The sequence below is a fragment of the Pseudomonas sp. 9.2(2024) genome (genome assembly GCF_039695385.1).
GTDB classification, from domain to species: Bacteria; Pseudomonadota; Gammaproteobacteria; order Pseudomonadales; family Pseudomonadaceae; genus Aquipseudomonas; species Aquipseudomonas paraglycinae.
On sequence record NZ_CP155585.1, the window covers coordinates 1,095,230 to 1,120,261 of the forward strand.

Genomic DNA, 25,032 nt, shown 5'->3' on the forward strand with positions numbered 1-25,032 from the left:
GGATTCGACATGTGCAACCGTAGGGGACATTCCGAACCGCTAAGTTCGATCACTGGAAATCAGTGACGCAATCAAATTACGCAGCCAGCCCAAGGCGCACAAGCCGGCGGATTCTGGCGTAGCCGTAGGCAACGGCGCAAGGTTTTGTGGGCTTCGGGACGTATCACGGCGTGTCCTTAAACACCCCTGATCAAGCGTGTGTAATTGCGTTTCAGAACGCGTCATCCACTTCCTGAAGTTGGCAATTTCAGGACAAAAAAGAAGGGCAGCTTTTCAGCTGCCCTTCTTTGTACATCGGCTTTCGTGTGCAGGGTTTACACGCGGAAATGGCTCACCATCTGCTGCAACTGCCCACCCAACCGCGCCAGTTCAACGCTGGACTTGGCCGTCTCATCACTCGCCGCAGCGGTCTGTTCCGACACGTCACGGACGTTGATGATGCTGCGGCTGATTTCTTCGGCCACGGCGCTTTGCTGTTCGGCGGCTGCGGCGATCTGCTGGTTCATCGACTGGATGTTCGACACCGTGCGGGTGATGTTTTCCAGCGAGTCGCCGGCCTTGCGGGTCAGGGCCACGCTGCTGTCGGTCAGGGCGCGGCTGTTGTTCATCACGGCGGCCACCTGCTGCGTGCCGTTCTGCAGACCGGCCACCAGACCTTCGATTTCCTCGGTGGATTTCTGCGTGCGCTGGGCCAAGCCACGGACTTCATCGGCGACCACGGCAAAACCGCGACCGGCCTCACCGGCACGGGCCGCTTCGATGGCAGCGTTGAGGGCCAGCAGGTTGGTCTGTTCGGCCACAGCCTTGATCACGTCCATGACGCTGCCGATCTTGTCGCTTTCCTGCTGCAGCACGCTCATGGCTTCGGTGGAACGCACCACTTCGCTGGCCAGACGCTCGATCTGGGCGATGGCTTCGTTCACCACTTTGTCGCCTTCGCGGGCTTCGCCGTCGGCGGCGGCTGCGGCTTGCGAGGCTTCTTCGGCGTTGCGCGCGACTTCCTGCACGGTGGCAGTCATCTCGTGCATCGCGGTGGCGACCTGATCGGTCTCGACCTTCTGGCTGTTCACGCCGGCGCTGGTCTGTTCGGTCACGGCCGACAGTTCCTCGGCGGCGCTGGCGATCTGGGTCACGCCGTCGCGGATGCCGCTGATCAGATCGCGCAGGGTCACGCCCATGCGGGCGATGCCTTGTTGCAGCACGCCGAGTTCGTCGCGGCGGGTGACGATCACGTTCTGGCTCAGGTCGCCGCTGGCGATGCGGTCGACCACAGCCATGGTTTCCTGCAGCGGACGGGTGATCTGACGGGTGATGATGAAGGCAGCGATGATGCCGACCAGCAACGCCAGCAGGGTGCTGATCAGTTGCAGGGTGCGGGCCTGGGCGCTTTCTGCATCACGACGATCGAGCTGGATCTGATACAGCTGTTCGCTCAGGGTCACGATGGTCGCGCCCTGATCGGTCATTTCCTTGCGCGCCTGCACCGCATCGGTGTTGGCGTTCTTGAAGGCCTGCAAGGCGCTGCGGTAGTTGGTCAGTGCGGTTTCCAGCTGACGCAGGGCGTCCTGCTGCGAACTGGCGAAATGCACGTTCAGTGGCTTGAGGCTGGCAATGGCCACGTCCAATTGGCCGACGGCTTTCTGCTCGGTCTCGGCGTTGGCCGTGGCGGTGTAGCCGCGCACTTCGTAGCGCGCCAGGATGAACGCTTCCTTGGCGGCGGTGACGGCCTGGAACTGCTCGAAACGCTCATCGCTCAACGGCATTTGCTGGACGCGGTTGCTCAGCGCTTCGATCAGGCCGTAAGCCGTCGCGGCACTGGCGGCCATCGAGTCGCGCGCCGTGTTGCCGGTGCGGTAGGCGTTACGCATTTTGTTCAGAGACGTCTGGTACTCGGCGATGGTCGCCGCCTGCTCCTTGAGCAGCTTGACGTTTTCCGGGCTCTTGAAGCTGCTGATCAGCTTCTGCTGTTGTGCGGCGAACCCGTCGAGGGTGGTCTGCACGTTCTGCGCGGCGGTTTCGTCGCCGTTGGTCAGCATGTATTGCAGGCGCACCACGCGCAGTTTGGTCAGGCCAGCGTTGAGCTGGGTGATGTCGCTCATCCAGTTGCTGCGGTCAATCAGGCCGCCCAGGCTGGTCCAGCCGGTGAGCGCCAGGATGCAGGTCAGGGCCAGGACGAGGCCGAATCCGAGCCCCAGTTTCAGGTTCACGCTGATGTTGCCGAACCAGCTATTCATCAAAAATCCTCCAGAAAAACGTTGTGCGTCTTGATCGTCGGTCAGGCTGGAAGATTGTTGTTTTTTTGCGCCAGCAAGGGTGTAAGCAGGACTGTATCGGCCGCAAATCCGAGAGCTGAAAGGTTTTTGTCCTACGGAATTTGTAACAGGCACTCACAAGACTTTTTTCACATGGGTTTCACTGCCTGCCCACGCCGTGCTCTCTAACCTCGCCGCATCGAATGACAAGTGATGGCGGCTTTTTGTGGAATTGCGACTGAGTCTGTTCGGCGTCAAGCGCTCGATTGATCTGAGCGGTCTGGCCCGTTTTCGAAACACCTGGGTGGTATTGGCAGCCTCGGTGCTGGTCATTCCGCTGACCCTCTGGCTGCTGGCCCCGGCGGCGGTGCCGGACCTTGCCCACGGCAATGTGGCCGGGGCGCAGGCGCTGAAGGACGGTTGGAGCAAAGGCGAAATCATCGTGCTGGTGCGTCACGTCGAGCGCTGCGATCACTCGAAAGCCCCGTGCCTGAGTGGCAATGATGGCATCACCGACCGTTCGCGCAGTGTCGCGGTGAGCGTCGGCGCGCAGTTCGAGCAGTTGGGTCTGGACAAGGCCGACGTCTACAACAGCCCGATGGTGCGCACGGTGCAGACCGCCGGCTACATGTTCAACAAGGCCGCGACCGGCGAAGACTGGCTGATCAGTTGCAAGGGCCGGATGCTGCAGGACGCGCTCGCGCACAAAGTCCCGGGGCGCAACCTGATTCTGGTGACCCACAGCGAATGCATGGCGCAGCTGGAAAAAGACCTCAAGGTGCCGGCCTCGACCCTCGGTTACGGCGCATCGCTGTTTGTTTCCGCCGCCAGCCCGGCGGCCCCACAGATGCTCGGCTTCATTGAAGCCTCCGACTGGCGCACGGTGACCACCCAATGAAATCCCGCTTTTATGCTTACAACTTCGGCATCCCGCTGCTCTGCGCAGCCGTGGTTTTTCTGATGTTCGACATGACCAACATCGACATCGCTTTCAGCAATTTGCTGTTCGATCCACTGACCCACACCTTTCCGCTCGACAAGATTCACTTCTTTGAAAAACTGACCCACAAGTGGGCGCGGATCATTCCGAACTGGACGGCGGAAATTGCCTTGATCGGCGCGATGTTGTCGTTTGTTTGGCCACTGGTTAAACCGCAAAAACATCCGCGTCTGGGCGGTTTTCTCGAGCGCAGCAAAGTCGCGCCGGTGCTGCGCTTTGCCGCCGATCACCGTAGGGACTTTCTGTTTGTGGTCGTGGCTTTCGCGGTCTGCACCGGGGTGATCCATTTCCTCAAGGCGCACACCAGCGTTTACTGCCCGATCGAGACCACGCTGTACGGCGGAAAGATGCCGCACATCGAGTGGTACAACAATTTCCAGTTGTTCCACGAAGCGGGTGAAGGGCGGTGCTGGCCGGGTGGCCATGCTTCCGGTGGTTTCACCATGCTGGCGCTGTACTTCGTGGCGCGTCGTTATCAATGGCGCTTTTCCAGCGCGTTGTTGTGGGGCTCGCTGCTGCTCGGTTTTGTCTACGGCACCACGCGGGTCCTACAGGGCTGGCACTACATGTCCCACACGTTCTGGGCCGGTATCTTCGTGTGGCTGGCGTGTTTGCTGACGGCGCTGGCGTTCTACGGACGGGCTCGTCTGGAATTGCCGGTGTTGAGCAAGCGTGAGCGGAAGGTGTTCGGCGCACAGCCTGAGGTTTCTGTCTGAGCTCGCCGCTGAAATGAAAAAAACCGCCATCACCGGCGGTTTTTTTGTTTGTGCTGTTGTGGTTTCAATAGCCCACGAAGTAATACGCCTGGCGCCCGACCATCATGGTCTTGTGGACTTTCAGCGGGGCGGCGGGTTCGCTGTCCCCCGACATCACGGCGATGTTCGATGGCGATGCGCTGAGAAAATCCTGAAGCTGTGCATCGGTGTCCAGGCCCTTGAGGACGCTTTGGGTGTAGAACACGCTGGCGCCGCCGACCCGTTCGTTGGCTTGAAACAACGCGACCTGATTGCCGCTCGCCTGCAGGGCCTGAATGTGTTCGGTCAGCGGCAGGAACGACAGGTGTTTATCGGCGTTGGGCAGTGCCCATTGCGCGGCGCCAAGGTAGCTGGCGATGACCACCGCCAATATGCCCGCCGCCACTGTCTGACGATGCCGGGCGATGCGTCCGACAAAACCGTTCTTGTGATCCTTCAACTTGTCGAACAGCACGCCCGCATATTCCGCTGCAATCACTGCCGCTGCGGGTGTCATCGACATCAGGTACACCGTGCGTTTGCTCGAGGCCAGGGTCAGCAGGATGAACTGCGCGATGATCCACAGGCTGAAAAACAGCAGGTAACGGTTGGCCTTCAGTTCCTTGCGAAAATGCCAAAGGCCCAGGTACACCAGAATGTTCCAGGGCAGAAACGCCTGCGGCAGCTTGGCGAGGTAGTAGTAAAACGGCTCGTAGTGGCCGGCTTCGACGAACGATCCGCTGAAACGTCCGACGCTGTTGGTCAGCAACACTTCGCTGACTGCCTGGATGCCACCACGCTGATAGAGCACGGCGAGCCAGATCATCAGCGGGATCAGGCCGACCAGGGTCAGCAAACCCGGACGCAGCCAGTCCGTCAGCTTGAAGCGCTTGTCCATCAGGTTGTCGGCCAACAGATAAGCGAAAATCACCACACCCGGCATCGCCAGCCCGAGCACGCCTTTGCTCAGCGTGGCAATCGCAATCCCGACTACAAACAGCAACGAATTGCCTGATGTCGGTGCTCGCTGCGCCTGGAAGAACGCCAACAGTGCCGTGGTCACTCCAAGTGCGAGCAACGCATCCTCGCCGACCCCGCGCACGTTGCTCCAGTAACTGGCCATGGTCGCCAGCAGAATCCCCGCCGTCCAGGCGATGGCCTTCGGGCGTTCGAACCGGCGCAGCATGGCGTACAGCAGCATCACGCTGAGCAATCCGGCCACCGCCGACGCCAGTCGCACCGCCCAGGGCGAGACACCGAAAACCCGCAGGGCGCCGGCGTCCAGCCACAGGCTCAGGGGCGGTTTTTCCAGAAAGGGTTCGCCGAACAGGCGCGGTGTCACCCAGTCGTTGTCCAGGTGCATCTCCATCGCAATGCCCGCCACCCGGGCCTCGGTGGAACCTTGCAGTTGATGGTTACCAAGGGCGAAAAAGAACTGCAGAGCGGCAAGCAGAAGCAGGGAAGAGGCGGCACGCGACATGGGTTCAGGCAACCGGAAGTGAGCGGAACCCCGAGCTTACGCGGCCAATCCTTAATAATTTGTGAACGTCACGACAGCGGCCGCGACCAGCGTTGCTCCTGCGTTTCGAAACGCGGATTGACCCGCGCCGTCAGCACATGATCCTGCCAGCGCCCGGCAATGTTCAGGTACGCCTTGGCGTAGCCTTCCCGTTCGAATCCAAGGCGCTCCAGCAACCGGGCGCTGCGCTCATTGCCGGGAATGTAATTGGCCATGATCCGGTGCAGGTTCTGGGTATCGAACATGTAGGCGATGGCCGCCTCCAGCGCTTCCTGCATCAAACCCTTGCCCTGATGCGCCTCGTCGATGTGATAACCCAGATAACACGCCTGAAACGCACCACGGATGATCCCGCTGAAATTGCAGGCGCCGATCATCTGCTCACCATCCGGGGTCAGCAACGCCATATGCACCGCGAGCCCGGCTTCGAAGGCGCTGGCCTGAATTTCAAGGCGCCGGCGGATCTGTTCAGTGGAAAAATAATCGGTGGTACGAATCGGCGACCACGGCGCGAGGTGACGTTGATTGCGCTGGTAGAACGCGCTTTCCAGCGGCGCCTGATCCGGGTCGAGTACCGCGAGCGTCAGGCGTTGACAGGGCAGGGTCAGCAGCGGCATCGGGTGCTCCGGGTCTCGGGATTGAACACCAGAATTGCCCGGTGGGCGGGAAAATACAAATCGCCGCCAGATTGCGGGCGAAAAAAAGCCCGCAGGAGCGCGGGCGAACCGTAGTTTCTTGAATGAGCGAGGCCAATGTACACGGCCATCACCGCCGCCGGGGTGAAGAAAAGTTCATGTCGATGAACGACTTGCGTCATCGACGAGCGGTCGTTTTCAGTGCATGACAGGCGCCGTCGTACGGGGCAGCAGATTCACCGGATCAAGGTTCTCCACGGCGCGATTGACCAGCATCTCGGTCATGATCGACAACTGCCGGATCGCCAGCAACCGGCTGCGCTGAGAGCCTGTGAAATCATCGGCGATGTTCGCCGTCATCATGTTGAGCGCCGCCAGGGTTTCACAGGCATGGGTCAGCAGAGTGGCCGTGTCCACGTCGGTGCGCACGGAGAAAATCTCGTTGAACGGCAGGGTGCGACGCGGCTTTCTCACGTACTCCTGAGGCTGGGCAAGCACAGCCGGTTCTTTCGATTCGGACTCGTGAGGCGGTGTTTGATCAGGCAGGCTTGGGTTGTCTTTTTTCATGACGAGGCTCCATGGTTTCAGGCTCCCGGCGAATCCCTTTGGTAAACCATCTACCGGGTTGCAGCGGAGCGCGAAGACTAACGTTTGGAAGCATCTTGAACCAGTTCATGGAAGTCGACGTGGGTTGCGGGAAATTTCCTAGGACGCCTGCAGACAGGAGTGAAGTTCACTCGACGTCAGCGTGTGCTTGAAGTGATGTTCCCATAACCGCACACCCAACCCGCCCGAGCGATCCAGCGACGAGCCCACCGTCAGATCCGTGAGCAACGTCGGCTGCAAGCCGGCATCGAACAACGCAAACCCGGCAGCGAGGCAGCAAGTTTCGGTTTGCAGGCCGCAGACCAGCACGCGATCCAGGTTCAGGCTTTTCAGATATTCGATTGTGTCCGGGGAGGGTGCGTAGCCGTATTTGATGAAGATGCGGTCTGCGGCGATCAGGCTGTCGTCATCCGCTGTCGGGTGCCAGCCGAGCTGACGATGGAACGGTGTGCGGCTCTCGTCATGACGCTCGACCGTGGCGAGGCTTGGCAGCTTGCCGATTAGGGATTGAATGCCGTCGATCAGCCATTGCGGCGGGGCGAAACTGGGTTGGACGTCGATGATCAGCAGTGCCTGGCGCATGAGTTCTCCCGGGATGAATCTCCAGATGCGACAAGGCCCGCACTGGGCGGGCCTTGTCGTTGAGAGTTGGTGGGCCGGGGTAATCTGAACTGAATTAATAACTAATTGATTTATAACTAAATTATTGGTTCATGTTTTGATGTGGAATACCATTTGGAATACCGTTGTCCTTTGCGATCTGCAGCATAGGTTTGTGGTAGGACCACCTTCATATCACCAATCGCGTATTGATTCTGTAGCCCCGTTTTTTGCATCGGCTTTCCTGGCCTTGAGTTCGGCTTGCTTGATTAAGCCTTCCAGAGTCTCAGAAATCGTTTTCCTTTGTCTTCGGGCAAGGGAGTCCAGCTGAGCCTTGACCTTCGTATCAAGAATGAAATTGTATGATTTTTTTTCGACTAGTCCGTCTCTGTACTGCTTCTGGCGCCATGCTGCTTTCATGTTTTTTATCAGCAGCTCATTGAACGGGGTATTTATTTGTTTTTGGCTCCATTCGATGATGGTGTCGCGGGGCGATTCAGACAGCCGGATCTTCGGAGCGATCACTCCCTTTGCAATCAGGTAGTCAAGTGCCCACTTGGGCTTCTTTTCATCTAGCAGGTTGAGCCAGGCGCGCATTGTGTCTTCCGGTTCTATCGTCTCGCGCTTGTCAATCCTTGGCCCATGCATTTATAGCGTCTCTTAAGTTTGGTGTTATGTTATTTCGTGACTAAACGTGTCGAGTGACGGAGTGACGTTACTACATTTCACTACAGAGTAACAGTACTTGTAACGTTACTTCGTAACGTCACGATGAAACTGAGCTTCACTACGAAACAATGGCACTCGTAACGTTACAGCGTAACAGTACGGTGTGGCGTGATGTTGTGATTTTTAGGCGATAAAGCAATGGTTAAGCAGCTTTGATGGCTAAAAAACTAACGGATTTAGTGAGATAAGCTAATCAGATTTTCGATATTTTCACGATAAAGTGGGTGATAAAGCCGATGCCTTTTAAGCTAAGCTCGCGAGTTTATGCGAGAAGCTGCTACTGATCTTTAGGTCTGCTTAAGGGATTAATCGCCAAAAGTTGGCTGAATTACATAGAGGAATTGTGTCTCTTTGGCTTCCCTGTCAATGGCAATGAGGGTTGCCTGAGGGCCGAGGTTCTTATCGCAGCGGCCGCCCTACCTCAGGTTGGAAGGCTGAGCTTCATCCAATAAATTTGAGTGATCCGCTGGTTCCTGCGTTTTGTGGAAAGGCTGGACTGACTCACATGAGTTCTGGCGGTCGTGCTTATCAGTATTTATTTACCGCCGCTGCCAATCCTCTGAACAAACATGAGGAGCCTGTTCATGAGGATTATTCGTCTGAAAGACGTCATCGATTCCACCGGCCTGGGCCGGTCCACTGTCTACAAGTACATCTCGGAAGGGACCTTCCCCAAGCCGGTCTCGCTGGGTGACCGTTGCGTCGGCTGGGTTGAAAACGAGGTGCATGATTGGATTCTGGCAAGGATCGAGGAGCGTGACCTGGCCGAGGTCGCTGCAGCCTAATTGAAAAGAGAATTAGCAAGCGCCATGACTGGGGCTTCCCCCGGTTATGGTGCTTTGTGCCGCATCAGCCGACTGGGGTGTTTCCCATCTCAGACAACTCCCTCGGTGGACTCATAGCGAAAAGTCTCGATACGCAAGGCAATATCGTTTTCTATTGCCCTGCTTCTACGAGCAGTACCTTCCTTGGCAAAGCTGGTTTTATTGATATAGCTATATCTAATCAGCTACTTCCTTTCAATAGTCTCAAGCGGAGAGCGTCTCAGCAGTTAAAAGATACTCAGTGAGTACCTGGTGTGTATCCAACCAGCCAGGTCCTCAACCATGTACTCATTCAGCAATATCACCTACACCAGCTTCTCCCAGTCTCAAGCCTCGATCAGGATCGAACGACTCGTTCAGTCCATTGAGCGTACTGACAAGCCAGCTTTCGAGATAATCCAAACTCAATCCGGATACGAACGTGCACAAAGGACCAGGATCTCCAAATACGTCGACTCCATGCAGCAGATGTTCGATCTCTTCGATGATCGTCACCCCTACGTCTACAGCGAGCATCTGCAAGCCTTCTGGGAAGCTTGCCAGGACATTGGCCTGGAGCGTAGTCCGGCAGGTGTGACCTGCCTGAATGAACAAGGGACCGCCTATCTGGACTTTCATCATTCCATGAACGTATTGGTCGCTCGGATTCGTCAGTTGATTAGCAGCAAAAGGTACACGCGCAAAGCGGATGACCGTCGCTACGAAGCTAGTCAGAAGCAAACCACGCTCAGCGAATACGTCAGCCAGGTGCTTAATCGTTACTCCCGCACGGTGGTCGTTCGTGTTGATCTGCATTATCGAACGATAGCTCGTCCACGCTTGCGCATTGAGCATGTGTTCAATGACCTGGACAAGCTCATTCGTGCGCGGGAGCGTAATCCCATCTTCGAGCATGAGACAGGCTATATCTGTTCAGTCGAGCACGGAGAGGATAAAGGCTTTCATATCCATGCAGCCTTCTTCTTCAACGGTGCTGAGGTACGCAGCGATTTCGCTAAGGCGAGAAAGGTCGGTGAGTTGTGGGAACAGATCACTCGTGGCCAGGGTTACTTTTTCAGCTGCAACGATGACACGGCCCGTTATGGTGACGAGCTCGGAATCGGGGTGATCAAGCGAGCTGACAGTGAGGCATGTCGAAAGGTCATCAAGGCCGTGAGTTACCTGACCAAGGACAACCAATATCTGCGCATGAAACCGGCTGGGGCGAGAACCTACCGCACTGGTCGTATTCGCTGAGCAACTGCTTGAAAAAGCTACAGGTCAGAATCTCAGCACCATCGTGCTGGCTCTGACTTGTCCAGCCGGCTATGAACAGTTGATGCGCCATAACTGGTCGAGTTTAGTCGTGTAACTCTGGTTCATGAGGCTGCGCCGCATGGCCCATTCTGGGCTCGATGGGACACTTGCCACCCGTAGAGTGCCGCGACCCCATCGACTGTTGATTTCATCCAGTACCGGCATAACCTATGTGGGGCGAAAAGAGAAAACGGAAATTTTCGTACGCTAAGTGCACTTTCTGTTCCGTTGCCCCTCAAACCCCATCTTGAATCGTTTAAGTTGGAAGTCCCGTTTGAGCGATTTGTCTCCACCCCCGGTCGAACGTGAACGTCTTGGCGTGAGCGACGGGATTCTGAATTCGGAGCACACGCGCTTGTACCGAATCGGTCGCGTGTTCGACCACGTACAACCAATACGCATCGCCTTTTTCACGGGCACAGTCGAATTGCGTGTGTGACAACCCCACGGGCCGATCTCGCAGGCTGCCCGTCATTGACTTCACTTCTACCCATCGAATCTGCCTGCCACTGCTGTCGGCCTCGTAAAGGTCAAAACCGGGGTTACCATCCAGTGTGCGGCGCAATTTTGGCTCAAGGTCAATGATTAGGTCGATGGCGTGCCCTTCGATCTGCATTCGCGCCGCTTGATCGAGGTCATCGGGGTCTGGGCCATCGTCATCCGGATGTGCGCCGACGTAGGAAATGAAGGGGCGCGCCCCGGTCTGGCCGGGCGTCCTCTTACCATAACCACCGCCATTTCCACTTCCTTTACCGCCAGATGCGCCGTGGTCACCTGAGCTACCATGTGCGCCTCCATTGCTCTGGCCGTTGCCGCGTGGTGTGCCGGTACCAGTGAGGCCTTGGCCGCCGCGTCCCGCGCCATTGCCCACGCCGTCGCCACCATCGGGATCTGGTGTGCCGGGCGGGATATCTGGCATGTCGTCGCCGTACAGGTCTTTCGCATCGTCGTACACGTCGCTGTCGGATGGCTCGTCGGCCTCTGGCTCGGGGTCTGTTGATGATTCGGGCCCCGCTATTGAACTAGCGCTCAATCGAGACACCAGCTCAGCAACGATAGCGGGGTCTCTTCGTAGTAGGTCGAGAATCGCCGGATCAATGCCTACCTCTTTGGCCAACTGATCGATGATCGGCGGCTTGAATGCAATTTTGGTCAGCAGGAAAGGATTGGCTTTCCAGCCAAGGGTGTCGAACACTACGAACGCCGGAGGTACGAGCTCGCCGTCGGCGGTCGGCACCCAGGCAACCTCATTGAGCGTTCGGATGAAGTCGGCGTCGAATCGGGCGGTCTTTGTCTCGTGGAAATAACCCCATTTGTAGGAACCGTAGAACGCAGCAGTGCCGCGCGCCTCAAGGTCAGCTAACGCCTCCCACAACACCTTCGCTTTGGCCGCTGCCTCTTCGGGCCTCAGCGTGGGTAAGAGCTCCAGCAATTGCGTCAGCCCGCGAAGAGTGAAGTCTTCTAGCAAATCTTCCCAACTTGCGCGCTCAAGGCCTGCTTCACGGCGAATCTGGACCTTCTCGGAATGCCCCAGCCCCGACGGTGTTGCTTCAGGAATGAGGTAGCGGCTTGCGCCGCACGACACCAGCAGGTCGCGGATATCTTCACCGCGCAAGCAGTCGTATTCGTTGTCGACGATCAGGATGTCCAGCACGCCGGCGAATAGCTGCTGCAGGCGGTCGGTGGCGATGTAGATGTCTCCGGGCTTGGCGACGTAGGCTTTGCCATCACCGGTGTCGACCACCATTACAAAGTTGGTATCGCGCAGGGCTGAACGGAGCTTTTCCTTCTGGCTCGTCGAATCGGTGTTGAAGGCAGTACGGATGCGCTCGATGTCGGCAGCGTAGGCATCGTCGTCTACATCCACTTCTTCCTGCTGGTACTTTGGCAGGAGGTTCCAGATCACGTCATCCACCGGGTCGGGTTCGGTGATGCCTAGCGAACTCAGGAACAGGCGCGCCTCGGCTGTCGCACACACGGCGCGGCGCATCGTCGGGAAGCTGGTGACAATGGCGCTGGGCAAAAATGCTTTGGCTTTCCCATCCTCGCGGGCGACAACGTGACTGCCATCATCAAGACGGATGAGCGAAACGGTGTCGAGGTGGCGACGCAGAGCTTTCTCCTGGCCGCTCAGGAATTCGTACAGCCGCAATACCCATTCATCAGGTTGAGCCTCAAGGAAAGACTTGCTTAGGCTCGGCACCAGCTTTGTCGGTGTGATCTCGTCGATGTCGAGTTCGCGCATCACATACTGGCGAATCTCGGGTGCTTTATCCTGAGTGATGTCGCCAGACAACCAAACGGCGACCTCCGAGTTAAACAGCGCCGCAACCTGTTCCGGGCTGAACAGCTCCCGCAGCTCTTGTGTGCGCGCCAGCTTGGCCTGATCGGCGCTAACGTGCCCGCCGTCGAAGGTCGGAAGAAGCGCCTCCTTTTGAAATGCCTGCTGGACGGCATCGAACATCGGCGCGAACCGCGAATCTTGTGGGAACTTCTCGCGGTCAAGTGGAAGACACCGAAGCGCCGAGACATCCAGCATCGCCTTATCCCGCATCCAGCGCATCGCTTCCAGCAGCAAGCTGGACGTTTCCTTAACCAGATGCTGGTTCCACGGCTCGCCGGGCGGGATGTTGTCGCGGCTGGGCGTGGTGCGGTACGGCCCCTGCACGAGAAAGCCAAGGTGGCTTTCAACCACGGTCGGGAAGAACACCACCAATGGTGACTTGGCCAGTGGCTGCACTGCCCAGCGGCCGGGAGCGTCCTTCACTGCGATCAGCGAGAAGGCGATTTCTACCCGTCCAACCTTTTGCTGTTCGGCAGAAAACACGTCGCGGTGGAACACCAGCCAGTTCTGATCGATTTCGGGGCGATCATCCTTGTTGCCGATCACCGTGATGCGCTGAACATTGGGCCCAAGCGTTTCCGGGCTGTTGCGCAGGTAGAACCCGGAGGCGCCGCCTTCGACGCTCCAGTTGATTTCGTCGATGTGACGCAGGAACAGCAGCGCGCCCGGGCCCAAGTGGCGAAACCCTGCCGTGATGTCCTGGGCTGCGCTCGTGTCCTCGGGTTTCAGGGGCAGGACGATCTGAGTTTCATCCGCCGCGCGCGCCAAACGCGCCATTCGCTTGGGAAAGACGTAGTTCTCAATGGCGAAGTCCTCATCACCAGAGTGAATCTCCGGAAGATCGGTGACGGTGTAGACCGACTTGAAGCCAAGGCCGAAGCGGCCAATCGAGGACTCGTTCTTGGTGCTCTCGGCAATGTCGCAGACGCTTCGGACGTCAGCCTCGTCGAACGGCTTGCCGAAGTGGGAGAGCCTCAGACGGGTCGAATCTAGAGTAAAGGCAACCTTGCGCGACCCGTGCCAGTTTCCGCGCCTGCCGAGGGCGTCCTCTGCGTTTTGCAGCAATTCGAAGATGAAGTGCGTGCGGTCGTCGTACAGCCCAGCGGCCAGCTTCCCTGACTTTTGAGCGCCCTTGGTGCCGTAGCTCTCCCGGTTTTCCTCGCAAATTGCGTCGTAGTTCGATGCCACCGCTGTTCCCTCTCGGTCGGGCATCTTTCCGATGCCAAGTTTGCACAAGTCTGCACAATCTGGAAATAAAATGACAAGATTTGGCAGTAAACAAAACACTCTGCAAATGAAATGGGAAAGCCAATGAGCGACCAGCCAGACGAGATCCTCACGATTGACGAGGTTGCTGCCTTTTTGAAGGCAGGTAAGCGCACGGTCTATCGCCTGGCGGCCAGCGGTAAGCTCCCGGCCTTCAAGCTCGGTGGCACGTGGCGCTTTCGGCGCAGCGACCTAGACAAGTGGATTGCCAGCCGCATCGGCAAAGCGAAAGTGGATTATGACGAGGGGGCTGAATGACCTCCAACGCCACCGCCCTCCAGTCCAAGGCCAATCCCCAGCAGCTTGAAGCCATTCTGGCCACCGATGGCCCGGTGCTCATCATTGCCGGGCCTGGGTCGGGCAAGACCTTCACGCTGGTAGAGCGCATCGTCTATCTCATCACTCACAAGGGAGTCGCCCCCGAGTCGCTGTTGGTTGTCACCTTCACCGACAAGGCCGCGCGCGAGCTCACTACTCGTATCTCCAATCGGCTGGCCGAGCTGAACATCCAATTCAACCTGAACGAGATGTATCTCGGCACCTTCCACTCCATCTGCCTACGGCTCTTGGAGGACTACCGCGAGTTCACCCGGCTCAAGCGCAGCTTCACACTGTTCGACCAGTTCGATCAGCAGTACTTCCTCTACCAGCACATCAAAGACTTCCGCGAGCTGCCAGACGCTCAGCTTGTCATGGGCTATGACCAGGTGGGCCGCTGGGCGCAATCGGAGAACCTGCTCAAGTGGCTCAACAAGGTCAGCGAGGAGGCGCTCGATGCAGCCACGCTGGAGGTGGCACCGGAATTGGAAATCCGCGCCCTGGCCACGTGTTTTGCCAAGTACCAGGAGCTGCTCAACGAGCACAACTCGCTGGACTTTTCCGGCATCCAGTACGAGGCTCTGCAACTGCTGGAAAAGCGCCCCGAGGTGCTGGCGCAACTGCGCGACAAGCTCACTCACCTGATGGTGGACGAGTACCAGGACACCAACACCATTCAGGAGCGCATCCTTCTGTTGCTGGCGGGCGAGCGGCGCAATCTGTGCGTGGTGGGGGACGACGACCAGGGCTTGTATCGCTTTCGCGGGGCCACCATCCGCAATATTCTGGAGTTCCCAGCGCTGTTCAACGACGGCCAGTGTAAGCAGGTCAAGCTCACCGTCAACTACCGCTCGCACCCGGACATTATCCGTTTTTACAACGAGTGGATGAAGGAGCAGGTTTGGGACGACGGCACTCGGGTGTTCCGCTTCGCCAAGCAGATTGTCCCGCGCGGGGATGACTTCCCCGATCTGCCTACAGCGGTGCGACTGACCGCCAGTGACGACAACGGCGACACCATTAACTGGCACGCCGAGGTACTGGCCTTCCTCAACGGGTTGAAGAACTCCGGCCAACTCTCGGACTGGAATCAGGTCGCTTTCCTGTTCCGGTCGGTCAAGAACGACAAGGTGGTGGCACTGGCGCGCTTCCTCGAAGCCCAGGGCATACCCGTGTTCTCGCCCCGCTCAAATATGTTCTTCGAGCGCGAGGAAATCCGCCTGATGATCGGGGCGCTGATTTTCCTGTTCCCGCAGTTCCCCAAGGTACGGGCGTGGGCCGAAGGCGTCACGCTGCCCATTTGGGACTTCTACGACCATCAGTGCTTCAAGCCCTTCATCGACGAGCTGCGTAAGCCGGAGAACAAGGCGATGCTGGACTGGGCGCGCCCGCTGGCCAAACGCCACGCCGTGCTCATGCAGAACACCGACTATGCCTTCTCTGGCCTGTTCTACCAATTGCTGCAGTTCCCGCTGTTCTCGCGTTTCCTCAGCGAGGAGGCCGTCCAAGGCGCGGACAAAGGGCGTGCCGCTCGCAACCTCGGCACCTTCTCCAAACTGCTCAACAAGTTCGAGTACCTGCATTTTGTCAGCGTGCTTAACCCCGAGTGGCTGGAAAAGAACCTGCGCGACCTGTTCAACCAGTTCCTGCGCTTCCTGCAGGATGGCGGCATCGGCGAGTATGAGGACGAGGCCGAGTACGCTCCCAAGGGCTGTGTCTCATTCCTGACCATCCACCAGTCCAAGGGTCTGGAATTTCCGGTGGTGGTGTGCGGCTCGCTGGAGGCTGTGCCGCGCAAGCAATACAGCGCGCTCGATGTACTCCTGGAAGATGGCGGCTACCTTTCCAAGGAGCGTTTCGAGCCACTCGACCACATCAAGAACTTCGACTTCTGGCGGCTGTTCTATACCGCCTTCTCACGTGCCCAGAATCTGTTGGTGCTGGCCGCGCAGGAAAAGCAGGGGCGCGGCAAATCGCCATCCAAGTACTTTGAGCGGCTGTTCTACGGGCTTCCCGGTTGGCGTGATGTTAATCTGTCTGCACTGACATTCGAGGCTGTTAAGCAGATCAATCTCAAGCGCGAATACTCCTTCACCTCGCACATCACGGTGTTCGAGAACTGCGCCGAGCAGTACCGCTTCTTCAAGGAACTGGAGTTCACACCCATCCGCGAAAGCCCGATGCTCTTCGGTACGCTGGTGCACCAGACCATCGAGGACATTCACAAGACTGTGCTGCGTGGAGAAGAAGGCAGCATCACCTTTGACGCGATTAAGGGCTGGTTTTCGACCAATTACGCCATGCTTTCCAAGAAGGACCGTGTCTACCTCGCGCCCTCTTCGCAAGAGGCGGCGCTACTGCACGTGCTGCGTTACTACGAGCGCGAAAACGGCAATTGGGACCGTATCACGGAGGCCGAGGTCGAGATCTCGCTCATCAAGGATCATTACATCTTGAAGGGCAATGTCGACCTGATCCGGGGCGAAAATGACACGGTCGAGATCATCGACTTCAAATCCGAGAAAAAGCCCGATATGGAGAAGGATCGGGATCGCCTCCGCCAGTATCAGCACCAGTTGGAGGTGTACGCCCATCTGGTGGAAGGGCGCACTGGCCAGAAGGTTAGCCGGATGCACCTGTACTACACCGGCGAGGACGGTGGGAACCCCTATGTCTCCTTTACCAAGGACGACCGGGCCATCGGTAAGACTATCGCGCGCTTCGACGACATCGTGGCGCGCATCAAGCGGCAGGACTACCAGATCGCAGCACGCCCAGCCAAGTTGTGCCAAAGCTGCGACATGCGAGCCTACTGCGACAACAAGAATTGGAAATTCAGGAACAACGACTAATGAGCAAGAACATCCCCGCGCAGGAAGGCCTGCGAGTGGCCACACCCGATGGCGGCACCACTAACGTCGAGAAGTACGAGTTTGAGCCGATCAAGGGCTACCCGATGCTGAACTGGCGCGGCAAGCGCCCGTTTACCTCGACCCAGTATTACCCGGCACAGTTGAAGGAGGTCCATGGCGAAGAGGTGGATGGCTGGCGTAACAAGATTTTTTGGGGCGACAACCTTCAGGTGATGAGTCACCTGCTTAAGGAGTTCCGTGGCAAGGTGGATCTGATCTACATCGACCCGCCGTTTGCATCTGACGCGGACTACAAGATGACGATTCGCCCGAAAGGCAAGAAGGATAAGGTCAAGGTCGGAATCCAGCATGCTGCCTTCCAGGAAAAACAGTATTCCGACCTTTGGACGAATGACGAATACCTGCAATTTCTCTATGAACGTCTCGTGATGCTTCGAGAGCTACTCGCATCAGGAGGCACGATCATGCTGCACTGTGACTATCGAGTCACCGGGTATGCGCGGCTCCTACTTGACGAAGTCTTCGGTGCGGAAAATTTTGTCAACGAGATTGTTTGGTATTACACGAATAAGTACGGTGCCAATTCTTCAGCGTTTGACAGTTTCCACAACACGCTCTTCTTCTATTCGAAGGGGAATGGCTTTACTTATAACCCCTATCTTATTCCCGTAAAAGAAGCGAGGACACAACCGGTTCGCAAGTGGAATAAGGAGCTTGGGATCAATGAGTGGCTCAAGGATGAGGATGGCAACTATCTCTACCAGGAAAGCACTGACAAAGAGGCGGGTGACGTATGGGAAGTGCCGGTAATTAATCCGATGGCGGACGAGCGTACAGGGTATCCAACGCAAAAGCCGGAAGCGCTACTTGAAAGGGTTATCAAGTGTTGCTCAAACCCAGGTGACCTAGTGTTGGACTGCTTCATGGGGTCTGGAACGACTCAATCCGTCGCTATGCAGCTAGGTCGGCGCTTTATCGGTGCTGATATTAACCTCGGTGCAGTTCAGACGACAACCAAGCGCCTCTTGAAGGTGAAGGCAAGCAACGAGTTGCGACAACGAACTCGGGATTCCTTTTCCCATTTTCCCGGCTTTGAGATCTACAACGTCAATCATTACGACGTGTTCCGCAACCCCGTTCAGGCAAAGGAGCTGCTGACTGAAGCGTTGGAAGTGCAAAAACTGAAATTCAGCAGCGTTTTCGACGGTGAGAAGGACGGGCGCATGATCAAGATCATGCCCGTCAACCGCATTACCACACGCGCCGACTTGAACGAGCTGATTGCGGGCTTTGACTATAAGGCCTGGGAACACAGGCAAAACGACTTTCCGAACCGCCCGGTCGAGAAGATCACCCTCATTTGCATGGGGCACGAGCCAGATTTGGCAGCGCAGTTGGAGTACGCCGGCAAGCCTTTCAAGATCGACGTGGACGTGGTGGACATCCTGCGCGACAAGGCCGACCTGGAGTTCAAGCGCGATTCGCAGGCCAAGGTCGCCATCAAGAACGGCGAGCTGATCATTGAGAGGTTCTACCCGATGAACCTTTTACAAAAACTCTCGCTGTCGAAGGAATCGGTCGACGACTGGAAGGAGCTGGTCGAGTCAGTGTTGATCGACTGGAACTACGACGGCGCGGTGCTGCAACCGGCAGTGGTGGACGTCCCTGGCAAGAATGATCTAGTCAAGGGCGTTTACGAGATTCCCCAAGATGCAGGCACCATTCGTGTAAAGATCACCGACCTATTGTCGGAATCCTGGGAAGGGAGCGTGAGCAATGGCGATTAAGCGCGCAGCTAAGGCGGTGAACGCGTCGCTCGACTTTGCCTTCTTCCAGTTTCTCTGGCAGTTCTACCAGGCCAACCGAGGCACGATCCGCACGCACTACAAGGAGCTGACCCGCAAGTTCCTAGACTTCAACAACCCCGAAAGGAACCCGAATTCCTTCCTGCGCCAGCCGCAATTTGAGGCGCTGGAAACCTATGTATTTCTCAAGGAGTTCCTCGGCAACGCTAAGGTTGAGGAAATCTTTAAGCAGTGGTTCGAGAAGCAAGGCCGCTTCGCTGATCGGACTGAAGGGGGCGTTGTTTCGGGCAACGGGGGGCAGGCAGGTTTGTTCGATGCCGTCACTCAGGAACAGTACAAGGCCGTGTTCGCAGCTATGCGCAAGAACTCGCGCGCCTACCCGAACTATATCTTCGCGCTGACGATGGGCACGGGTAAAACTATCCTGATGGCGACCTGTATCTTCTACGAGTTCCTACTAGGCAACAAATTCGAGAAAGACACGCGCTACTGCCACAACGCGCTGGTGTTCGCACCAGATAAGACGGTGTTGCAATCGCTTAAGGAAATCGAGTCCTTTAACCTGACCCGTGTGGTGCCGCCGGAGTACGTCAACTTCCTGACCACACACCTGCGCTTTCACTTCCTCGAAGAAGCGGGCACCTCGCTGGACACGCTGGATCGCTCGCGCTTCAACATCATCGTCTCCAATACGCAGAAAATCATCCTCAAGCGTAAGCACAAGGAAAAAAACTCTGTCGATAAGCTGTTTGGCGCCACCGGCCAAACACTATCTGCCACCGGCGTCTATGCCGATGCTGCCGACCTCTACAACTTCGAACAGCCGGAAGAAGAAGGAGAGCTGACCACCAACCAGCGCTTCGAAAAGTTACGCCGTCTGGAGCAACTTGGTATCTACGTTGACGAGGCCCACCACGCCTTCGGCAAGAAGCTGGCCAAGGACATGGGAGTCGGCGCGAAGGAAGCCGACACCAGTCTGCGCACCACCATCGACGTTCTGGCGGCTAGCTTGAAAGCTGCAGGTACTCATGTGGTGGCCTGCTATAACTACACGGGTACGCCGTATGTGGGGCGCCAGGTGTTGCCAGAAGTGGTCTACGCATATGGTTTGAAGGAGGCCATCGACAAGGGTTTCCTCAAAAAAGTGACGCTGCACGGCTATGGCAACACGCGCACCGACGAGTTTGTCGACATCGCCATTGAGAACTTCTTGAGGGAGTCTGGTGAGCTGCGCCCGGAAGGCTTACTACCAAAGCTGGCTTTTTTTGCGGCCACTGTCGAAGAGTTGACTAGTGAACTCAGGCCCGCCGTAGAGCGGGCACTACTCAAATACGGTATCCCGACCTCACGTATCTTGGTCAACGTGGGTGACAGCACAATCACCAACAACGACGACATCCGCGAGTTCAATCGACTGGACACTGAAGGCTCGGAAAAGCAATTCATCCTGCTGGTCAACAAAGGCCGCGAAGGCTGGAACTGCCGCTCACTGTTCGGCGTGGGACTTTTCCGCGAGCCCAAATCGAAAGTGTTTGTGCTACAGGCCACCATGCGCTGCTTGCGCGCCATCGGCGAAGCCCAGCACACCGGTCACGTATTCCTATCGAGCGATAACCTCAGCACGCTCAACGACGAACTAAAGCAGAACTTCCATATCAGCGCCGAAGAGCTGCAGAAGACCGCTAAGGACAAAGAACGCGTAGAAGTGCGCGTGGTCGAACCCCCAGTCAAGATCAAGCTGGTGCGGGTGCGCAAGCTCTATCAGATGCGTGAGAAGGCAATTGTGCCCGGCCAGAAGCTGGGCCTCGACCGCACCGATAAGGCAAACTGGAATTCGCTGGTTGAGAAGTACCGCCTGATCGAAACGCAACAAAACGGCTTGACCGCCGCCGACGCGGCGCGTGCCTCCGGTAGTCGAACTTTCGACCTGACCATGCGCCGGGAAAAACGTACCTTTTCACAGCTATCGCTGGTGGCGGAGGTGTCGCGCTATCTAAACCTAAGCCCTTTGGAAATCGAGGATCTTCTCGATGCGACCAGCGAAGGCACTGAAGAACTGGTGGCCATAACCAACGAGTTTAACGAACTGCTCTACGACGAGATCATCCCACGCCTGTTCCGTTTGCTGTTTGATCTTGACGAGTATGAGAAGAAGGACGAGTACGAGGTCGACCTGATCAAAACGCCTGCTAACGGCTACTACGAGGTTTCTGCGGCGAAGGATAAGATCGTCCGGATGAACGACTCGCAGATCAAGGACGAGGAGCGCGCCAAGAGCTTCCACCTCGACACCTACTGTTTCGATTCGGGCTCAGAGAACTGGCTATTTTGGGACTTGATGCGTGAGCAGCGAGTGAGGAAAATCTACTTCACCGGAATGCTGACGCACGGTCAGTCCGATTTCTTCATTCAGTATATCGACCCTGACTCACGCACCGTGCGCAGCTACTATCCCGACTTCATCTTCCAGCGTGAGGAGCCGGATGGCAGCCTGAAGTACGTCATCGTCGAGGTGAAGGCCGACAACCAAATCGAAGATGCTGTGGTGCAGGCCAAAAAGGACTTCGCTCAGCAGATCGCCGTGGCCAGTGGGATGGAGTACCGTATCCTCAAGTCCTCGGATGCTGACAAGAGGCGTTTCCGAACGTTGCTTTAATGTGGAGAGTTGCATAGGAGGTGGGCTGGTGTCTCTACTTCCTGAGCCCCCCAGATGGATCGTCTCTCAGTTGGCTAACATTAATCTGTCTAGTCCTGAAATAGGTTTACACCTGCTCAGGTAGGCCGATAGGCCTCAAAACGCCCGATGCACCGCATCGGGCGTTTTGTTTATCAGAGCCATGTGAGGCCGCTCCGTGTTGTCGATCTGCACCGCCTCATCAAACATCTTTCTCGCCTGCTCCCGATTTTCTGGATTGCTCAGCAGCAGCTCGGTTTTGAGGATTCCGTTGATCCGTTCGGCCAGTGCGTTCTGGTAGCAGTCATATCCGTCGGTCATCGAACATCTGACCCCGTACCGTGCATGCAGTGCCTGGTACAGCGCTGAGCAGTATTGAATACCCCGGTCCGAGCGATGAACTAACGGCTGGCGACGCCGCCGTTTACGCAGGGCCTGTCTGAGGGCTTGCGCATTTCCAGAAAACACTTGGCCAGATTGATCCGCACCGCATCACGGGAGCGGTCGGGGGGCACATGACCCAGCCCATCACCGAAATCTACCCAACGGTAGTGTATAAGTTGCTGAAAAAGGATGCCGGGGGCAGACCTGCTGAGTTCGGCTAGGGTTTAAGCTTTCAGCAGTTCAGACCAAAAAAAGAAAACAGCATTTAGGCAGACAGGAGGCATTTCAGCCTCCTGTCTGCCTTATGTCGTTTATCCGATTTTGGGGAAGCGCTTGAGCACCCAGCTGAAGAACAGGCAGGCAATGCCGACTGCGATCAATATCGGCGGAAATCGCAGAATCAGGATCACCGCCAGCACTAGTGCGAAAGCGCTTGCCAGTGCGCCGATGAAGGTGAGAAGTGCGATTAGGAAGCGTATCAATGCCATGGAAAACTCCTGGGGTGGTGGCGATGTAGGTTCGGGCACCGGATGTATCGGTTGCGACCTGCTGCTGCGGCTTGGCTAGCGCATGTCTCCAAGGGCACAGCGCCCCTACAGATATCCCCGTTCTGCCAGCGATACGCAGCCGTCATTACCCACGACGACATGATCCAATATTTGGGTGCCAATCATGTTGAGAGCATTTTTGAGGGTTGTGGTCAGTGCGCGATCGGCTTGACTGGGCTCCGGGTCACCGGAGGGATGGTTATGTACCAGGATTACGGCCGCAGCGTTGTGTTCCAGGGCGATCTTGACCACTTCCCTAGGGTACACGCTGGCTCCGTCTAGGGTGCCTCTGAATAACTCTCGGAAACCAATGACCCGATGCTTGGTATCGAGCAGCAGCAATGCAAAGACTTCATGCTCGTGGTACTGCAGCAGTGTTTGCAGGTGGCTGAAAACCTGCTTTGACTCAGTCAATGCCCGGCCATTCGACAAACGACTCATCGCCAGTTGTTGCGCCATCTGCAGGATGTCAGCTTCGGTGACAGGGGATTCCATGACATAGGTGCCGGTCGTTTCACCGGCTATGAGCTTGTGATATTTCATGATGGTCTTCCTGTGCGAGTTCAGGGAAATTGAGGGGGCGGTTACTGGACGCTGGGTCTAGCGTGCCGGCTGGCTTGGGATTCCAGCTTTTGGGCCAGTGATGTTTTTGCAGGCGTTACCGGTTGGAGCTCTGTCTGGCTGTGCACGACCTCGGTGGTGGCTGAGAACTCCTCGGCGATGACGCCGGTTTCTTCCTCACTGTTTTCAAACGCGCCGTTGTTGAAGCCCAGTCGCGCGGCGTTATCCAGGGCGGCTTGGTCGAAGCCCGCGGCTTGCCGGGTTTCATCCAGCTGCTTGGCTTCCAGTAAAGCGTCTTCCATGCTCAGGCCACTGCGTACCGTGATGTCTACGTAGAAAATCGGTGTGCTATGGCTCTGCCGGGTGGACTTACCGCGCAGGCGTAACTCCAACGGTAGACAGGCCAGACGGTTGCCTGAGATGGCCTGGAAATACTGCAGGCGTGCCGTCAGGGTGCGAATGCTGTTGAATCCGGTGGTTCGAAACACAAAGCTGCCCAGCGGATCATCGTCGCCAATCACTACGTTCAGCCGACCATAGGGCTTGCAGGCATTGCCTTGGGCCAGTGAACAGCCATCCGGTGAAGGGCAGGGCAGGGTCTTGATGCTGTCCTCACACTGTCGCTTGCAGGTGTCGCCATTGCCGACGCACAGCTGCCGGCCGGTGGTACGGTCGAACAGGCTGTAGTCGGCCCGAAAACTCAGATCAGGCACATTGAACAGCAAACGAATTGGAATGCTGCGAAGCTTGCCGTCCTGGCCGTTGCGCAGTTCTTCATTAAGTGGGTGCAGCAGCCAGCCGTCGCGGCTCTGTACCTGTGAGGTGATGGTGAACTGATCGTCCTTCTCCGGCAGGCGTTTGCCGTTCCTCTCGACGACCTTGCCGATGGAAATACGCCCTAGTATCGGTGGGGTGATGGCTAAACCTTTGAGCATGGCGGTTCTCCTGCATCTGAAAATAAAAAAGCCACCGGGACGTAAACGGTCCGAGTGGCTTGAGTGAGGTGGTGTATTCAGGCAATCACAAAACGGCGACTGCCTTCGCGGGTCTTGCTGTAGCGGACCTGCAGGTAGGGCTTGTCCTTGAGCATGCGTTCGACATCCAGACCGGTGCTTTCCTTAGACTTCTTCCAGCTGATGTAGCCCTCGGCAAACTCCGCACGGGAGGCTTCACCCATGGCCTGCTGCAGGACTTGTTTGAGCTGCGCCTCACGCGTCTCCTGCAGGGCAATGCTCTGGCGAACAGCCTTGACCTCCAAGTAGGTGCTGGCCAGCTCCATATGCTGGCTGAAATCTAGGGTCCGACCGTTGTCCTCGGGGTAGAGGCAGCGCAACGCCGTTTCCGCAGAAGCTGTGCCATCCGCCGGTGGTGGGGTGTCACTGACCACGTAATCCCAGAACAGCCGCTCCAAGTCGATCAGCCGAGCAATCATCGACTCGTCCCGTTCGAGGCGATGGATCTCCAGGTGTTGGCCACCGAGCAGCACCGCCACATCGGCCGCCTGCTTGCCAGTCACGGCCAACTGGTGCATCACTTGTAACTGCACATACTCCGGCACGCCCTCTTTCCAGAGGCGTGCACCGTTGATGCCGGCAGTTTTGCATTCAAGGATCTGTACATCGCCGGCGCCGATGACCTCGCGGTCGATGTTGGCGAGCATCCAGGGTAGTTTAGGGTCAGGATGCTGCAGCACGGCATTGATGCGTCGTACCCGGTGACCACTGCGCCGGGTGTAGTGGGTCGCCACAATTGGTTCGAGGATGTTGCCCCAGTAGGCGGGGCTCTCTTCATCCTGAGGGTCGATCTTGGGCAGTGAGGCGTCACGGCCGGTTTTCTCTAGCCACAGTTCCAACTGGGACTTGTAGGGGTTAAGGCCCACAGCTGCTGCGGCATCTGAGCTGCCGATGCCTTGTTTGCGTACGGCCAGCCAGTCCTCTCGGGGCAGTTGTTTGGTCCCCACCAGGCGCAAAGCAGGACGAGGTTTGCTGCTGGGGTTTTGCGGTGTTCGCGTAGCCATGATGATTTCCTGTACGGCATAAAAAACGCCCGGCCAGCAGAAGCTAA

The 25,032-nt window shown here is 57.2% G+C and carries 19 protein-coding genes and 2 pseudogenes; 8 read left to right on the plus strand and 13 right to left on the minus strand.

Annotated elements, in window-relative coordinates:
* Nucleotides 1–314: 314 nt before the first annotated feature.
* Nucleotides 315–2,234, minus strand: coding sequence for a methyl-accepting chemotaxis protein (locus ABFB52_RS04790; protein WP_129972403.1), 1,920 nt, complete (start codon nucleotides 2,232–2,234; stop codon nucleotides 315–317).
* 244 nt (nucleotides 2,235–2,478) lie between these two features.
* Between ABFB52_RS04790 and ABFB52_RS04795 the strand changes: the two genes are divergently transcribed.
* Both ABFB52_RS04795 and ABFB52_RS04800 read left to right on the plus strand, forming a co-directional pair.
* On the plus strand, nucleotides 2,479–3,150 hold the full coding sequence (locus tag ABFB52_RS04795) for a histidine phosphatase family protein (protein ID WP_129972402.1): 672 nt from the start codon (nucleotides 2,479–2,481) through the stop codon (nucleotides 3,148–3,150).
* Nucleotides 3,147–3,968 (plus strand): phosphatase PAP2 family protein, encoded by an 822-nt coding sequence (locus tag ABFB52_RS04800; protein WP_129972401.1) that lies wholly within the window; start codon nucleotides 3,147–3,149, stop codon nucleotides 3,966–3,968. The genes ABFB52_RS04795 and ABFB52_RS04800 overlap by 4 nt, the downstream gene beginning before the upstream one ends.
* Nucleotides 3,969–4,032: 64 nt before the next feature.
* Here the strand turns inward: ABFB52_RS04800 and ABFB52_RS04805 are convergent, their stop codons facing one another.
* From ABFB52_RS04805 to ABFB52_RS04825, 5 genes are all read right to left on the minus strand, one after another.
* Entirely contained in the window at nucleotides 4,033–5,466 is a 1,434-nt protein-coding gene (locus tag ABFB52_RS04805; RefSeq protein ID WP_129972400.1) for a glycosyltransferase family 39 protein, read from the minus strand.
* 68 nt (nucleotides 5,467–5,534) lie between these two features.
* Nucleotides 5,535–6,122, minus strand: a complete 588-nt coding sequence (rimJ, locus tag ABFB52_RS04810) for a ribosomal protein S5-alanine N-acetyltransferase (RefSeq protein ID WP_129972399.1) — start codon at nucleotides 6,120–6,122, stop codon at nucleotides 5,535–5,537.
* A 216-nt stretch (nucleotides 6,123–6,338) separates the two neighbouring features.
* The gene (locus ABFB52_RS04815; RefSeq protein ID WP_129972398.1) at nucleotides 6,339–6,707 is read right to left on the minus strand and encodes a DUF6124 family protein; all 369 of its coding nucleotides are present in this window, start codon (nucleotides 6,705–6,707) and stop codon (nucleotides 6,339–6,341) included.
* A 138-nt stretch (nucleotides 6,708–6,845) separates the two neighbouring features.
* Nucleotides 6,846–7,328, minus strand: a complete 483-nt coding sequence (locus tag ABFB52_RS04820) for a cysteine hydrolase family protein (protein WP_129972397.1) — start codon at nucleotides 7,326–7,328, stop codon at nucleotides 6,846–6,848.
* A gap of 213 nt (nucleotides 7,329–7,541) precedes the next feature.
* Nucleotides 7,542–7,943 (minus strand): hypothetical protein, encoded by a 402-nt coding sequence (locus ABFB52_RS04825; RefSeq protein ID WP_129972396.1) that lies wholly within the window; start codon nucleotides 7,941–7,943, stop codon nucleotides 7,542–7,544.
* A 716-nt stretch (nucleotides 7,944–8,659) separates the two neighbouring features.
* Here ABFB52_RS04825 and ABFB52_RS04830 point away from each other — a divergent pair.
* Both ABFB52_RS04830 and ABFB52_RS04835 read left to right on the plus strand, forming a co-directional pair.
* Entirely contained in the window at nucleotides 8,660–8,860 is a 201-nt protein-coding gene (locus ABFB52_RS04830; RefSeq protein ID WP_129972395.1) for an AlpA family transcriptional regulator, read from the plus strand.
* Between the two features lie 321 nt (nucleotides 8,861–9,181).
* Complete coding sequence (locus ABFB52_RS04835; RefSeq protein WP_129972394.1) at nucleotides 9,182–10,135, plus strand: inovirus-type Gp2 protein; 954 nt, start codon at nucleotides 9,182–9,184, stop codon at nucleotides 10,133–10,135.
* Between the two features lie 69 nt (nucleotides 10,136–10,204).
* Here ABFB52_RS04835 and ABFB52_RS04840 read toward each other — a convergent pair.
* Both ABFB52_RS04840 and ABFB52_RS04845 read right to left on the minus strand, forming a co-directional pair.
* Nucleotides 10,205–10,363: pseudogene (locus ABFB52_RS04840) on the minus strand (DUF4113 domain-containing protein); the annotation flags it as partial.
* 88 nt (nucleotides 10,364–10,451) lie between these two features.
* Nucleotides 10,452–13,727, minus strand: a complete 3,276-nt coding sequence (locus ABFB52_RS04845; RefSeq protein WP_256656666.1) for a DUF3883 domain-containing protein — start codon at nucleotides 13,725–13,727, stop codon at nucleotides 10,452–10,454.
* A gap of 123 nt (nucleotides 13,728–13,850) precedes the next feature.
* Between ABFB52_RS04845 and ABFB52_RS04850 the strand changes: the two genes are divergently transcribed.
* Genes ABFB52_RS04850 through ABFB52_RS04865 form a run of 4 tightly spaced genes read left to right on the plus strand, consistent with a single transcriptional unit; the run spans nucleotide 13,851 to nucleotide 21,457 of the window.
* A complete protein-coding gene (locus ABFB52_RS04850; protein ID WP_129972391.1) occupies nucleotides 13,851–14,063 on the plus strand; it encodes a helix-turn-helix domain-containing protein in 213 nt (70 codons plus the stop codon).
* Nucleotides 14,060–16,975 carry an ATP-dependent DNA helicase gene (locus tag ABFB52_RS04855; protein ID WP_129972390.1) on the plus strand — a complete coding sequence of 972 codons (2,916 nt, stop codon included), beginning with the start codon at nucleotides 14,060–14,062 and terminating at the stop codon, nucleotides 16,973–16,975. Before ABFB52_RS04850 ends, ABFB52_RS04855 begins: the two co-directional genes overlap by 4 nt.
* A complete protein-coding gene (locus ABFB52_RS04860) occupies nucleotides 16,975–18,783 on the plus strand; it encodes a site-specific DNA-methyltransferase (RefSeq protein ID WP_129972389.1) in 1,809 nt (602 codons plus the stop codon). The genes ABFB52_RS04855 and ABFB52_RS04860 overlap by 1 nt, the downstream gene beginning before the upstream one ends.
* Nucleotides 18,773–21,457 (plus strand): TnsA endonuclease N-terminal domain-containing protein, encoded by a 2,685-nt coding sequence (locus ABFB52_RS04865; protein WP_129972388.1) that lies wholly within the window; start codon nucleotides 18,773–18,775, stop codon nucleotides 21,455–21,457. The genes ABFB52_RS04860 and ABFB52_RS04865 overlap by 11 nt, the downstream gene beginning before the upstream one ends.
* A 135-nt stretch (nucleotides 21,458–21,592) precedes the next feature.
* Here ABFB52_RS04865 and ABFB52_RS04870 read toward each other — a convergent pair.
* The 5 genes and pseudogenes from ABFB52_RS04870 to ABFB52_RS04890 form a co-directional block, all read right to left on the minus strand.
* Nucleotides 21,593–21,928 (minus strand): annotated as a pseudogene (locus tag ABFB52_RS04870) (integrase core domain-containing protein); the annotation flags it as partial.
* A 242-nt stretch (nucleotides 21,929–22,170) separates the two neighbouring features.
* Nucleotides 22,171–22,347, minus strand: a complete 177-nt coding sequence (locus ABFB52_RS04875; protein WP_165369522.1) for a hypothetical protein — start codon at nucleotides 22,345–22,347, stop codon at nucleotides 22,171–22,173.
* Nucleotides 22,348–22,452: 105 nt separating this feature from the next.
* Nucleotides 22,453–22,950, minus strand: a complete 498-nt coding sequence (gene radC / locus ABFB52_RS04880) for a DNA repair protein RadC (RefSeq protein ID WP_129972387.1) — start codon at nucleotides 22,948–22,950, stop codon at nucleotides 22,453–22,455.
* A 41-nt stretch (nucleotides 22,951–22,991) separates the two neighbouring features.
* Nucleotides 22,992–23,903: a hydrolase or metal-binding protein gene (locus ABFB52_RS04885; protein WP_129972386.1), complete on the minus strand. Its 912-nt coding sequence runs from the start codon at nucleotides 23,901–23,903 to the stop codon at nucleotides 22,992–22,994.
* A 77-nt stretch (nucleotides 23,904–23,980) separates the two neighbouring features.
* Nucleotides 23,981–24,985, minus strand: a complete 1,005-nt coding sequence (locus tag ABFB52_RS04890) for a lambda-exonuclease family protein (RefSeq protein ID WP_129972385.1) — start codon at nucleotides 24,983–24,985, stop codon at nucleotides 23,981–23,983.
* Between the last annotated feature and the right edge of the window lie 47 nt (nucleotides 24,986–25,032).